The organism is Mycobacterium sp. IDUB_39 (assembly GCF_055419205.1).
This window is the reverse complement of sequence record NZ_JBVAXF010000005.1, coordinates 369,866-382,205: the sequence shown is the minus strand read 5'-3', so window position 1 is coordinate 382,205 and position 12,340 is coordinate 369,866. Positions and strand designations below refer to the sequence as shown.

The following is a 12,340-nucleotide window of genomic DNA, read 5'->3' as shown; positions in this document are numbered from 1 at the left end:
CGCCGCTGGGCGCGTTAGCGGTCCGACGGCTCCGGCAGCATCCCGATGACGTCGAAGTCGTAGTGGTCAGCACGGGCGATATGCACCTGCTGACGTGAACGGCCCACGCCGAGGTGCACCGTCCCACGAGGTCCGTTGTAGCTCACTCCCCGGTTCTCGATCGCTGCGAGTATTTGATGCGAGTCGACGCTTTGGACGGTGTTGGCGCTCGCGGCTAGTGCCAGGATTCCCTCGTAACACGATTCCGCGGCGTTGTTCAAAGCTGGTGCGTGCGGGCCAAATCGATCCAGGTACGCGCCGGTGAAGTCCAGTGCCGACGACGTGGCAAGGCTGTTGAAGTACGCCGCGGCGACGTACAGGTTGCCCGTGGCCGAACCGCCCGATGCCAGGAGCATGTTCTCCTCCATCAGTGGCGAGAACCGCACCACGCGCTCTTGCATACCGTTGGCAGCGAACTGCCGATTGAACAGCACCGCGTCTCGTCCCACCAGCAGCATGATCACTGCGTCGGCGTTGCTCGTGTCCAGGTTGCGCAGGACGCCGGTGAAGTCGCGACAGCCGTAGCGCGCGTAGAACTCACCGACGACCTTCGAGTCGGACGCCTCCGCGTAGGCATGCACGGCCCGAGCGGTCCGCCGCGGCCACACGTAGTCCGAGCCCACGATGGCCCACCGACGCAATCCCAGATGCTCCCGCAGCCAGCTCAGCCCGGGGACCACCTGAACGGCTGGGGTCTCGCCCGAGCAGAGCACTGGCTCACCGGCGGCACCTTCGTGCAGCGATGTGTAGACGTAGGGGACATTCATCTGCGCCAGCAGCGGTGACATGTGCTGTCGAACCGAGGAGATGTGCCAACCGACCACCGCATGCACTGCGCCCAGCTGAACGCTCTGCAACGTGCGGTCGCAGAACTCCTCGACCGGAGCACCGGCGTCGAGTACCTCGATCTCCACTCGTCTGCCCAGAATGCCGTCGGTGGCGTTGAGCTGGGCCACGGCCAACTCGGCGACCGCCTCACAGGACGGGCCGAATATGCCTCCAGGTCCTTGAAGCGGGATCGCGAGGCCTATCCGAAAGGCATCCGTGTTCCAACCCACACTTCACCTCCTCTGGTCGACTTACCCCGCGGACATGTGTTCAAATGGAATTGATTGTGGAGTCTTGTTTCCCCGACTTCGATGCACGCCAAGCATCGCAGACTGGGCGCGGATCGGAGTATGGATCGTTCGATGTCGACAGAATTCGAGGAACTGGCCGCACTGCTGCTGGACCGCGCAGCGCGCCTCGAGCGGACCATCGGCGCCAGCTTGTCGGGCACCGGACTTGCGGTACCGCACTGGTTGATACTCGGGGCACTCCACCGCGCCACGGACGGGCTGACAATGACTGGCCTGGCTGACGTCGTCGGCCTGCCGGGCGCAACCCTTACCCGCAGCGTAGACCGGCTCGTCGATCAGGCGTTGCTACACCGAACCGTTGACTCGCTGGATCGTCGGCGGGTGCTCGTGCATCTGACCGAGCGCGGCCGGTCGAAGTATCAGGCCATCACTCCCCGGGTGAGCGAGACTATCGAAGCCGAGCTGTGCGATCTGGCCGCGTGGGAGCACCAGGCTCTCGCCGGCCTACTGGCCAAACGCAGCTGACAGAGCTGACTCCACACCTCCATCACGGCCTTTGCTGACAGCGCATCGCGCCGTCCGTTTCCCATTTCCTGCCCCAAGGCGGACAGTCCGTCTGCGCGAAACTTCGGGGTTGATTTATTTCCAAATGGAGATAACGTGGGCGCCGTCACATCCCGCGAACAGAGGAATGCACCATGGCCGAACCCACCGACTTCACGCGCTCGGGCGTATCCCGATTCCCCAACCGCGACCTCGGTGTCCAGCGCTTCTCCTGTGAGGTCGGCGTCCCCCTGGCCGAGCAGAAGCATCTCGGTCACAACCGCTGGCATCCCGATATCCCGCCCCTGATCGAGGTCGGTATCGGCGATGAACTCATTCTCGAGAGCGGCGGCTATGACGACTACCAGCTCAAGGACGTCGACGACGACGGCGACATCCACACGTTCGACCTGACCCGCACCCACCCGCTCACGGGCCCGGTCAGGGTGGACGGTGTCAAGGCCGGCGACCTGTTGGTGGTCGATATCCTTGACGTTCAGCCACTCTCGGGCATCGGCTACTCCAACATCCTGCCCGGCATGGGTGGGCCGCTGGCGGCATCCTTCCCGAACGGATTCAAGACCATTTGGGATCTGCACGGTCTCTTTGCCACGAGCCGCCAGATCCCCGGGGTGGAGATCCCGGCGATCAGTCACCCGGGCATCATCGGCGTCGCTCCCTCGCATGATCTGCTGCAGACCTGGAATGAGCGCGAAGACCCGTTCATCGCAGACGGTTTGGCCGCACCCCGCGCAGACGCCAGAGACACCGCCGTCCTTCGTGACCTCGAGGGCGACGAGTGGGCGCGCGTCGCCGAGACCGCCGCACGGACCATCCCGCCGCGGGAGAACGGCGGGAACATGGACATCAAGAACCTGTCGCGCGGTTCACGTGTCTACTTTCCAGTGTTCGTCGACGGGGCGTTGTTCTCGAGCGGAGACTTCCACTTCGCCGAGGGCGACGGCGAAATCACCTGGAACGCAATCGAGATGGACGGTGCCGGCTGGTACCGGTTCAACGTGATCAAGGACGGGATGGCCCGCTACGGCGTCCGGACCCCGATGTTCCGGCCGTCCCCGGTCGACCCGGACTTCGGCACCAGGTACATCTCGTTCACCGGCCTGTCGGCAGGTGGCCGTGAACAGAAATACCTCGACACCACCATGGCGGTAACACAGGTCGTCGAGCAGGCGATCGAGTACCTCGGGAAGTTCGGCTACACCCCCGAGCAGGCGTACACCATCATTTCGGTGGCGCCGTGTGAGATGCACGTCGGCGGCGTCGTCGACATTCCGAACGCGGCAGTCGTACTGAAGATCCCCCTGGACATCTTCGACAAGGACATCCTTCCCCACTAGCGGTAAGCCAAGGACAGCGCGACGCCGCCCGGCCGGGTTCTCCGGCCGGGCGGCATCCCGAGAGAAATCGAGGTCCCCGATGAGCAACATCGGACTGTTCTATGTGGGCGCCGTACTGATCGTGAACGGCGTCATGCTGTTGGGCTGGGTGAGCCCGCGCGGAGCCGCCCCGCTCAATCTCTTCGTCGGCCTGATGCAGGTTTTCACGCCGACCTATCTGGTCCTCACCGCCGGTGGCGACCCCGCCGTCATCCAAGCCGCAGCCGGCCTGTACCTGTTCGGCTTCACCTATCTGTGGGTCGGTATCAACGCGCTGTTCGACCTGCCAGGCCATGGCCTGGGTTGGTTCTCGCTCTTCGTCGCTGTGGCCGCAATCGCCTATGCCGCACAAAGTTTCGCTTCCGATGCCCCGGTCTTCGGGATCATCTGGCTCTCCTGGGCGGCGTTGTGGATGCTCTTCTTCCTGGTTCTGGGCCTGGAACGGACCGGACTGACCACGATGACCGGCACTGTCGCACTGGTCGAGGGCGTGCTCACCGCCGCACTGCCCGCCTGGCTCGCCATGGGTGGATCCCTACGCGAATCCTGGGCGGTCGCGCTCATCGGTGCGGGCGTGGGCGTGGCGCTGATGTTTGGTGTCGGCTGGGCAGTCCGTCACCTCAAGCCGGTTGCAATCCCCGCTCCCTAGAAGAGATCCGGCGTCACTGGCGGCGTATCGTCGAGAAATGCGCTCACCATTGGCGCCAGCACCGCGGACGCCCCGGAGAGCCCGATGTGGGACATCGCCGGCAGGACCACCAGGCGCGCGGCCGGAACTTTCTGCAGCACCCCCGACGCAGCCGCCTCCTCATCACCGCCACCGCGCAGCGCAAACATCGCCAACGCGTGTTCCAGCGTCACACCGTCCGCGTCACCGACGATGACCATCGTCGGAGCCGCGACCGAACGCATCTGTTCATCGCTGATGTCCTGGTCGTCAACGTTCAGGACCTTCATCTTCTCGACGTAGGCATCGAAGGCCTTGGCGTCCGGCGTGTGCGCCTTGAACGCCGACTCGACAGGCGTGCCGGCAAAGACGTCGGCGCTCAAGCCCCCGATGGACTCGAGCACCGACGGGTACCAGCCGTCCCTTCGGTAGGTCGCCGACATCGACACCAGCTTGCTGACCAGCGCCGGGTGCCGGATCGCGAGCTGCCATGCGACACCGCCACCCTGCGAGTAGCCCATCACGTCCGCGCGCTCGACCGACAGGTCCCGCAGCAGTGCCGCGGCGTCGTCGCCGAACTGCTCGTAGGACATCGCGCGCGAGGTGTCCGGGGTGCGGCCGTGTCCCTGCTGATCGAACACGATGACGGTGCGCTCGCCCGCGAAGGACTCCACCCACGACGTCATCGAGTCGGCGGCCATGAACGCGCCGGAAATCAGAAGTAGCGGAGGCGTTTTCGACGCGCCTAGTTCCCCGTACACCTCGTGATAGAGGTTCAGGCCGTTGATCGGTAGATGACCACTCTTTGTTGCGTCCATGTCAGTTGTGACCTCCAGTACGGGGCAATGTCATCGCGACCCGTCAGAATGAGTCGATGGACCTGCCCGTCATGCCGCCGGTCTCGCCGATGCTGGCGAAGTCGGTGCCCACCATCCCACCCGACGCCAGCTACGAGCCGAAGTGGGACGGGTTCCGGTCGATCTGCTTCCGCGACGGTGACGACGTCGAGTTCGGCAGCCGCAACGAGCGACCGCTGACACGCTACTTCCCCGAACTGGTCGCTGCGGCCACGGTCGAGCTGCCACGGCGCTGCGTCATCGACGGCGAGATCATCCTCCCGACCGCGCACGGCCTGGACTTCGAGGCGCTGCAGCAGCGCATCCATCCCGCCGACAGCCGCGTGCGGATGCTCGCCGAGAAGACGCCCGCGGCGTTCATCGCCTTCGACCTGCTGGCCCTCGGCGACGAGGACTTCACCGGCCGCCCGTTCGATGAGCGCCGCGCTGCGCTGGTCGCGGCGCTCGCCGACTCGGGTCCGGCGTTCCACGTGACGCCCGCGACCACTGACCTGGCCACCGCGCGGCGCTGGTTCTCCGAGTTCGAGGGTGCGGGTCTGGACGGTGTCATCGCCAAGCCGCTGTCCATCACCTACCAGCCCGACAAACGCGTCATGTTCAAGGTCAAGCACGCCCGGACCGCGGACTGTGTGGTCGCCGGCTACCGGGTGCACAAGTCGGGCGAGGACGCCATCGGGTCTCTGCTGCTCGGGTTGTTCACCGATGACGCTACGCTCGCCTCTGTCGGGGTCATAGGCGCCTTCCCGATGGCGACGCGGCGCCAGCTGTACACCGAGTTACAGTCGCTGGTAACGAGTTTCGATGACCATCCGTGGAATTGGGCCGCCCATGTCGCGGACCCCGCACCGCAGCGCAGTGCCGGGTCACGCTGGAACGCCGGCAAGGATCTGTCGTTCGTGCCGCTGCGGCCAGAACGCGTCGTCGAGGTCCGCTATGACCACATGGAGGGGCAGCGGTTCCGCCACACCGCGCAGTTCAACCGCTGGCGCCCTGACCGTGACCCTCGCTCGTGCACCTTCGCGCAACTAGAGCAGCCCGTCACGTTCGGCCTGGGCGACATCCTGCCCGGCCTCGGCTAAGTGGTCGGGGGTTTGTTCATCGCGCGTCGGACCTCGCGCCGCGGATCGGCGACCCAGGTGTCGACCAGAGCCCGAGCATCCTGTGCAGCGACCGGACCCCACCACTGGTCGTCCGGATGCACGACGACGACTGGGGCGTGGTTACACGGGAAGAGGCACCCGGTCTGCGTCACCAGTACGTCGTCGTCGCCGAGCCCACGTTCACGCAGCCGGTCGTCGATCGCCTCTGCGATGGATGCGGAGCCACGCGCGGTGCAACGCGGACCGCGGCACACCAGAACATGACGACCATGCCCGGGCACCTCCTCCCAGGCAGGCGACGACAGAGCGGCCTCACCACCTGTCACTGGCCGGTCTGCGACCGTGATCAAGAGCGAGTCCGGGTGCCGCCGGGCCCAGTCCCCGGCCACCCGCCGCAACCACGATCGTGCGGGCGCCGGGGCCCCCGCGGTGGGCGCGGACACCAGGTGCACCTCGGCACCGGGCTCGTTGGCTGCGAGATCGTCAAGCACCTCGATCAGGGTGGGTGTCCCCATCTGCAGGTAGGCGACGCGTGCGTCGGCATACTCGGCGATGAGCAGCAGGTCGGCGTCCCGCGACGGTGCGTCGACGCCCAATCCGACGAGGACGAGGCGGTGAGGGCGGGCAGTCATGATCTAGACCTGGAGTCTAGATCTGTGCGCCGGGTTCACGAATGCCGGGCCGCGAACAGGTGAATCAGCCCGCACGCCACCGCAAACCGCGGTCCGTGCACACCGTCGATATTGGCCCGCCCGACAACGACGGGCACGGCGCGCAGCGCCTCACCAACAGTGCGCAGCAGCTCGTCGTCGAGTGCGCCGCCACCGGCCAGTACCAGCGCGCTCGGCGGCTGCTCGAAGGCACGCATGCAGCGGGCAATGTTGGAGGCGACCGTCTCCTGTTTGACGGCCAGCCGCAGACTGCGCCACTCCTCGGCGGCCAGCTTGCTGGAGAACGGCACCAGACCTGCGTCACCTCGTGTGCAGAGCCTGCCGATCGCGTCGGCCGGCGCGGGTGAGCCCAGGAAGACGCGGCGGCCGTCCTCCTCGTGCGCGACGTGCGGGCCCTCCACCCTGATGGCGGGGCTCCGCTTCACGCGCTCGGCAAGCGCACGCGGGATGCCCAGTACCCGCGCCACGGCGACCGTGATGGTCTCCCCCGCCCCTGCCGCGACGACGGTTCGCTCGGCGCCGATCAGGTCGATGGTGCCGCCGCCGATATCGCACACCAGCGCGTCGGGAGGCAGCCCCGGTGTGGTGCGGGCGCCCCACGCCGCCGCCTCCGGCTCGGTACTCAGGGTGCGTGCGGGCCGGCCGGTCAACTCCGCCAATGTGATTGCGGCGTCGGAGACCTCGTCTGCCGACAGCATGGCCACGACCGTGCCCTGGGCGTCGACGACACCGCGGCGCAGCCACGCCCCACTGTCGATCGACGCGAGATCGGTGAAGAACGCATCCTCCACCGCGATGCCGTTAGCCGCGGCGGGAACCGAGCGCAGGCGGATGCGTTCGACGCAGCCCGGCGGCGCCAGCCGCAACACGGCGTGGGCCTGGGCGGGCGAGTATCGCACCGAGTCGCCGGCCATGCCGTCCGTGCCGTTTATGACACAGTCGACGTAGTCGTCGTCGGCCGTGGGCGCGGGCACCGGGCTGGTGCGCCGCGTGACGGCGATCGCCGAGGAATCGGCGAGTTCACGACAGAACTCCGCGATGTCGACGATGTCTTCGTGGCCCAGGTGCAGTGCCGCCGATAGTGCGATGGGATCGGCCATGGCGCGATAGGCGCGGCCCTCCTCGACGACCTCGACCGCGACCAACGCGCCGGGTTCCACACCGTCGACGTCTGTCTCGTCCACAACTGGAACATCGATGGGGATGCGGTTGCGGATCAGCACGGCGTCGTCCTGCGCGACGATCACGCCGGCCACCTGCCAGCCGCGGGCCACGGCGTCGGAGATGGCGCGTGCGGCCACCTCGAAATCCGTCGCCCCGTCCACGGATACGACGACCGGGCCGTCGTCCACGGCGCCGTCGAGATCGGCGAGCCGAACATGGTGGCCCACCCCGTACCCGGCGCCGGCCGGGGTGCTGGCGTCGGGCCTGCGCAGGTTTCGGACCGGAGAGCGCGGTGATGACGCCGGAGGGATTGGTGCGGTCGCCGTGTCAACCGGCCGCAGCGCCGACAGCAGCAGGTCCTCGGCGGCAACGCCTGCCTCGACCTCGAGCCGGTGCAGCAGTGCCGCCGCACCCTTGAGCGATTCGCGGGATCCCTTGCGGTCACGCGTGCGAGCCTGCCCGTGCGCAAGCGTGGTGACGGTACCGCCATCCACCCGCGCCAGGACGATCTCGGTGGTGTGATTGCCGACGTCGATCCCGGCGACGACGCCCGCGAACCGGTCCGGCACGCTCAACGCAACAGTCCCCGCCGGCCATAGACGTCGGCGGCCTGACGCACCAGCTCCGCGCACCGCGGTGCGCCACGTGCCTCAAGTGACGCGCGAAGTTCCTCGAGTTGCTCGGCGGTGGACCGGTACGGGCGCAGCGCCTCGTACAGCGCCATCACCTCTTCGTCATCGACAGTCGCCAATTCCGCTGCACGCAGGAAGTTCTCGGCGAGCTGCGGGTTCCCGTGCTGTTCCGCCACGGCGGCCTGATGTACCAGCGTCGCGGGATCCATCCGCAGGTCTGACAGGCCGAGCTTGCCGTCGACGGCGTTCTCGACGGTGAACCGTTCTACGTCGGGGCGAGCGAAGCGACGGGAAGTATCGTCGGCGCTCATGGCCGCCTCACCTCGACGGTGACGGGGGGCTGGCCCGGCTCACAGGCCTCCCGCTCAAGCGCGACGAGGGCGACCGCGCGGGCGTGGTAGCGCGCCGAGATCGACTCGTCGGTGCCGCCGGTGAGGATGGGGACCGGCGCCATACCCTTCGCGTGCCGCGCGGCGTTCTTGCCGAGTTCGCGGTACATCTTCGCCGTCAGCAGCGGTGCCACGCTGAACAGTTCGAGGTTGGCCAGCGGCGCGAGATCCCGCCGGTGAATCAGCGATGTGCCCTTGCCCTGCAACCCGATTCCGATACCGGAACCCGACAGCCGGGCAGCGGTCAGCCCGATCAGGCCGACGTCGATGGTGGACCGCACCCGCACCAGCCTGGGCACACAGCCCTCCTCCTCGAGACCGGCCGAGATCTGCCTCAGTACCTCGGACACGGTCAATCCACACAGCGTCAGCCACACGCTACGTCCCCACGCCGGGGACAGTCCGATGCACACTTCACGCGGGTCGCTGCCCTGGCGGGCGATCTCGACGTCGGTGACAATGACGTGGCCGTGATGCTCGGCCTGATCGGCGGTCAGCTCCGCGGCACTGCGGGCTTGGCGGACACCGTCGATCTCGGCGCGCCGTCGCTCGGACAGCGTGTAACCCGTTCCCGGCCCGGCGTAGTCGTTGGGATCGGTGACCTTGGACAGGACGCGGAACTCCTCGTCGAATATCGCGGAGGTCTGTAGCTGATCACCCTTGAGCCGCTCCCGGGTGAGCCGGGCGATCGCGTCAGCCTCAGCCTCGAACCCCGTGCGCTGCAATGAGGCGATGACGTCGAACACGGTGAGCGATCTGGCCTCGATCGAGGCGGCCGCCTCCGCGACGATCTTCGGATGCCCGGCCGAGAGGTCGCGGGAACCATTGGCCACCACCACTTCCTCCACCCGGGCGTCGTCGTAGTCGGCGAGGCCGAGGTCGCGGTACACCGCCTGTACGGCTTTGGCTCCGCGGCGCCTGACGGCCTCCAGATGCTCGGCCGAGACGGTGCGCAGGCCGCCGTCGGCACCCCAGTCCCGTTGCAGCACCAGGAAGTCGTCCATGTCATCGGAGTTGAAGTTCGACAGCGCGAAGGCGTTGTCGTAGCGCGGGATCGAGCCGAATCCGGAGAAGATGAAGTCCGCGCCGGCGAGCAGCACGGGCAGCGTGTGTGCGCTGCGGCGAATGTCGGATTCGGAGATCAGGTTGTCATTGCCGGCGCAGGACTCCAGATCCCGCATCATCACCATGAGGTTCTCGGCGAGTAGTTCCTTCATGCCGTCGGGTACCGAGGCCACGACACCGACGCCGTCGATGCCGCCGTTCTGTACCCCCTGAGAGCCGAGTGCCCGGGCCAGCGAGACGCACCGCGACTCCAGATACAGGATCGAGCACCGCTCGGCCGCACCCATCAGCACCTCGGCGCCACCGCCGCTGGTGACCCGCATCTTCAGGCCACGCGAGGCGTAGGCGGAGGTGAGGATCGCCTTGCTGAACGGGGTGTCGTCACCGTCGACGAACACCTGCTCGGTGCCGTAGATGGAGATTGTCTCGGCATAGCTGGTCAGGCCGCGCATCCCCAGCCGCAGTTCCAGTGCCTCCTCGATCGCGCACTGGGCCATGGCGCCCGGCGTGCCGACCTGGCTGCCGATCAGCAGTGCGACCGCGTTGGACGGCGCGTCGCCGAGGACCGGCACCGTCGTCTCGACCTCACGGAACCCGTAGGCGACCGCACTGGCGGCGTCAGCGGCGATGAGCAGCGGGTCATCGAGCTGGTTGGTGACGTGGGCCTGGTTGCTCGGCGTCCGTCGGACGCGCATCTTGGCCATCGCCATCTGCATCTCGACAGGCGACATCGCGGCCATCACCCGGGCGAGCTTGGCGGGGGTGGTGCCGCCGATCAGCCGCACCACCTCCGCCCGCGACACGTTGACGTCGACGGCCATCCGGGCCAGCTCGACGTCATCGAGTGCCATCGCCTCGGCCGCGACCGTCAGGTCGATGCCGTAGCGGGCGATGAACTCGTCGATCACGTCGAACTCGGCGGCTGGCTTGCCGTCGAGTTCGAGAACCACCCCGTCGCCTATCACCAGCGACGGGGTGGGGTCGTTCTCAGAGTGCATGGCGACCAGTCCGAGTCCGACGTCCGGGACGCTGAACCCGTCGAGATTGACGGGTTTCGCGTCGAGGACCTTGAACCGCCCCAGCGGAGGCGCGGATTGCTCGGAGTCTGAGTCATCCATGCTGACGTACTCCTTTAGTCGCGAATCTCGTTCTCGTCGTAGACGATTCGACCGATCAGCTCGTAGCGCCGCGGATCGCGGAGCTTGAAGTACAGCGCCATGCTCGCACCGAAGATGAACAGTCCGATCACGATCCACGGGGTCAGCTTGAACAGCAGCGTGCCCGACGCCGCACCTGCCGCCGCGTCCTTGTGCTCCCACAGCAGGTACACCACGTACAGCATGCCAATGCCGCCCAGCCCTGGGGCGAGGAACGTCTTGAACCAGTGCGCGCTGGACGGGTGGTTCTTGTGGAAGTGGAAGTAGGCGATGACCGAGAAGGCGCACAGCGATTGCACGATCAGGATCGCCATCGTGCCGAGGATCGCCAGCAGCGTGTACATGTGCACGTACGGATCCATCCCCGCGAAGAAGAACGCGAGGATCAGCACCAACGCGATGCCGCTCTGCACGAACGACGCGATGTAGGGCGATCCGTGCTTGGGATGAGTCGCGCCGAGCGTCTTCTGCAGACCCTCCGACAGTCCCTCGCGGCCCAGTGCGTACAGGTAACGCGACGCACAGTTGTGGAATGCCATGCCACAGGCGAACGAACCCGTCACCAGCAGGATGTTGAACAGCGTGATAGCCCACTCGCCGTAGGTGCTGCGGACGGGGCCGAAGAAGATCTCCGACGAGGTGTCCGCGTTCTGCGCGAGATCGACCGCCTGTTGCGGCCCGGTGCCCGCGATCGCCATCCAGGACACGAAGACGTAGAAGATGCCGACGCCGAGGACGCTGAGCATCGTGGCGCGCGGGATGATCTTCTTCGGGTCCTTGGACTCCTCGCCGTACATGGCGGTGGACTCGAACCCGACCCATGACCAGAACGCGAAGAACAGACCGAGGCCGGCGCTGGCGCCCGCGATGGCAGCCGGGGTGAAGGCACCGATCGGGTTGAGGATCTCGCCGACCGCGAAGCCTTCGGGGCCGCCACCCTGGAACAGCACTGCAAACGCACCAAGGGACAGCATCACGATCTCGGTCACCAGGAACACGCCGAGCACCTTCGCCGTGAGGTTCACGTCGAAGTAGGTCAGGATCGCGTTGAGCGCCAGCATCAGCATGGCCGGCAGGATCCAGTGGATCTCGACGCCGAACTGTGACGACAGGAAGTTCTTGAAGAAGAACGAGAAGATGCCGATCAGTGAGGCCTCGAAGACGACATAGGCCATGGTGATCAACAGGCCACTGGCCATGCCAACCACACGACCCAGCCCGTGCGAGATGTAGCCGTAGAACGCACCGGTTGTGGTGATGTGCTTGGCCATCGTCGCGTAGCCGATGGCGAACAGGCCAAGCACGACGGTGGCGACGATGTAACCAGCGGGTGCGTGTGAACCATTTCCGAACCCGACGGCGATCGGCACGTTGCCGACCATGGCCGTGATGGGCGCGGCAGTGGCCACCGCCATGAAGATGACACCAAAGGTACCAACGGCGTTTCGCTTAAGCCGTTGGACGGGGTCACCTGTCTTGACGTCGCGTGATGCGACTTGATCGGTCATCTTATGTAGACACCTTCCAGGCGAACGGTAGGAAAACGGTGTGGCTCACGCGCGGGTGCCAGTGTGGCCCAG

Annotated in this window: 11 protein-coding genes; 4 read left to right on the top strand and 7 right to left on the bottom strand. The window is 66.6% G+C overall.

The window, feature by feature from the left end; genetic code table 11:
• Nucleotides 1-14: 14 nt before the first annotated feature.
• Nucleotides 15-1,097, bottom strand: a complete 1,083-nt coding sequence (locus ACZY0X_RS20540) for a substrate-binding domain-containing protein (RefSeq protein ID WP_463772990.1) — start codon at nt 1,095-1,097, stop codon at nt 15-17.
• Between the two features lie 132 nt (nt 1,098-1,229).
• Here ACZY0X_RS20540 and ACZY0X_RS20535 point away from each other — a divergent pair, with 132 nt between their 5' ends.
• The 3 genes from ACZY0X_RS20535 to ACZY0X_RS20525 all read left to right on the top strand — a co-directional run bounded on the left by ACZY0X_RS20535 (nt 1,230) and on the right by ACZY0X_RS20525 (nt 3,707).
• A complete protein-coding gene (locus ACZY0X_RS20535) occupies nt 1,230-1,643 on the top strand; it encodes a MarR family winged helix-turn-helix transcriptional regulator (RefSeq protein ID WP_463772989.1) in 414 nt (137 codons plus the stop codon).
• A gap of 173 nt (nt 1,644-1,816) precedes the next feature.
• Nucleotides 1,817-3,019 carry an acetamidase/formamidase family protein gene (locus ACZY0X_RS20530; protein ID WP_463772987.1) on the top strand — a complete coding sequence of 401 codons (1,203 nt, stop codon included), beginning with the start codon at nt 1,817-1,819 and terminating at the stop codon, nt 3,017-3,019.
• Nucleotides 3,020-3,098: 79 nt separating this feature from the next.
• The gene (locus ACZY0X_RS20525) at nt 3,099-3,707 is read left to right on the top strand and encodes an AmiS/UreI family transporter (protein ID WP_463772986.1); all 609 of its coding nucleotides are present in this window, start codon (nt 3,099-3,101) and stop codon (nt 3,705-3,707) included.
• Here the strand turns inward: ACZY0X_RS20525 and ACZY0X_RS20520 are convergent.
• Nucleotides 3,704-4,543 carry an alpha/beta fold hydrolase gene (locus ACZY0X_RS20520; protein WP_463772985.1) on the bottom strand — a complete coding sequence of 280 codons (840 nt, stop codon included), beginning with the start codon at nt 4,541-4,543 and terminating at the stop codon, nt 3,704-3,706. The genes ACZY0X_RS20525 and ACZY0X_RS20520 overlap by 4 nt on opposite strands.
• 56 nt (nt 4,544-4,599) lie before the next feature.
• On the opposite strand from ACZY0X_RS20520, the gene ACZY0X_RS20515 reads away from it, so the two are divergent.
• A complete protein-coding gene (locus ACZY0X_RS20515; RefSeq protein WP_463772983.1) occupies nt 4,600-5,661 on the top strand; it encodes an ATP-dependent DNA ligase in 1,062 nt (353 codons plus the stop codon).
• Here the strand turns inward: ACZY0X_RS20515 and ACZY0X_RS20510 are convergent.
• Genes ACZY0X_RS20510 through ACZY0X_RS20490 form a run of 5 tightly spaced genes read right to left on the bottom strand, consistent with a single transcriptional unit; the run spans nt 5,658 to nt 12,268 of the window.
• On the bottom strand, nt 5,658-6,314 hold the full coding sequence (locus ACZY0X_RS20510) for a (2Fe-2S) ferredoxin domain-containing protein (RefSeq protein WP_463772982.1): 657 nt from the start codon (nt 6,312-6,314) through the stop codon (nt 5,658-5,660). The two genes, ACZY0X_RS20515 and ACZY0X_RS20510, sit on opposite strands and share 4 nt — an antisense overlap.
• A 35-nt stretch (nt 6,315-6,349) precedes the next feature.
• The gene (locus ACZY0X_RS20505) at nt 6,350-8,086 is read right to left on the bottom strand and encodes a diol dehydratase reactivase ATPase-like domain-containing protein (RefSeq protein ID WP_463773381.1); all 1,737 of its coding nucleotides are present in this window, start codon (nt 8,084-8,086) and stop codon (nt 6,350-6,352) included.
• 2 nt (nt 8,087-8,088) lie between these two features.
• Nucleotides 8,089-8,460, bottom strand: a complete 372-nt coding sequence (locus ACZY0X_RS20500; RefSeq protein WP_463772980.1) for a diol dehydratase small subunit — start codon at nt 8,458-8,460, stop codon at nt 8,089-8,091.
• The gene (locus ACZY0X_RS20495) at nt 8,457-10,721 is read right to left on the bottom strand and encodes a propanediol/glycerol family dehydratase large subunit (protein ID WP_463772979.1); all 2,265 of its coding nucleotides are present in this window, start codon (nt 10,719-10,721) and stop codon (nt 8,457-8,459) included. Before ACZY0X_RS20495 ends, ACZY0X_RS20500 begins: the two co-directional genes overlap by 4 nt.
• Before the next feature lie 14 nt (nt 10,722-10,735).
• The gene (locus ACZY0X_RS20490) at nt 10,736-12,268 is read right to left on the bottom strand and encodes an APC family permease (protein WP_463772978.1); all 1,533 of its coding nucleotides are present in this window, start codon (nt 12,266-12,268) and stop codon (nt 10,736-10,738) included.
• Nucleotides 12,269-12,340: the final 72 nt, after the last annotated feature.

What these genes read in the sequence shown, in the direction of transcription:
- ACZY0X_RS20490 (WP_463772978.1), bottom strand. Translation starts at nt 12,268, where the DNA reads ATGACCGATCAAGTCGCATCACGCGACGTCAAGACAGGTGACCCCGTC.
- ACZY0X_RS20535 (WP_463772989.1), top strand. Translation starts at nt 1,230, where the DNA reads ATGTCGACAGAATTCGAGGAACTGGCCGCACTGCTGCTGGACCGCGCA.
- ACZY0X_RS20530 (WP_463772987.1), top strand. Translation starts at nt 1,817, where the DNA reads ATGGCCGAACCCACCGACTTCACGCGCTCGGGCGTATCCCGATTCCCC.
- ACZY0X_RS20515 (WP_463772983.1), top strand. Translation starts at nt 4,600, where the DNA reads ATGGACCTGCCCGTCATGCCGCCGGTCTCGCCGATGCTGGCGAAGTCG.
- ACZY0X_RS20520 (WP_463772985.1), bottom strand. Translation starts at nt 4,543, where the DNA reads ATGGACGCAACAAAGAGTGGTCATCTACCGATCAACGGCCTGAACCTC.
- ACZY0X_RS20500 (WP_463772980.1), bottom strand. Translation starts at nt 8,460, where the DNA reads ATGAGCGCCGACGATACTTCCCGTCGCTTCGCTCGCCCCGACGTAGAA.
- ACZY0X_RS20525 (WP_463772986.1), top strand. Translation starts at nt 3,099, where the DNA reads ATGAGCAACATCGGACTGTTCTATGTGGGCGCCGTACTGATCGTGAAC.
- ACZY0X_RS20510 (WP_463772982.1), bottom strand. Translation starts at nt 6,314, where the DNA reads ATGACTGCCCGCCCTCACCGCCTCGTCCTCGTCGGATTGGGCGTCGAC.
- ACZY0X_RS20495 (WP_463772979.1), bottom strand. Translation starts at nt 10,721, where the DNA reads ATGGATGACTCAGACTCCGAGCAATCCGCGCCTCCGCTGGGGCGGTTC.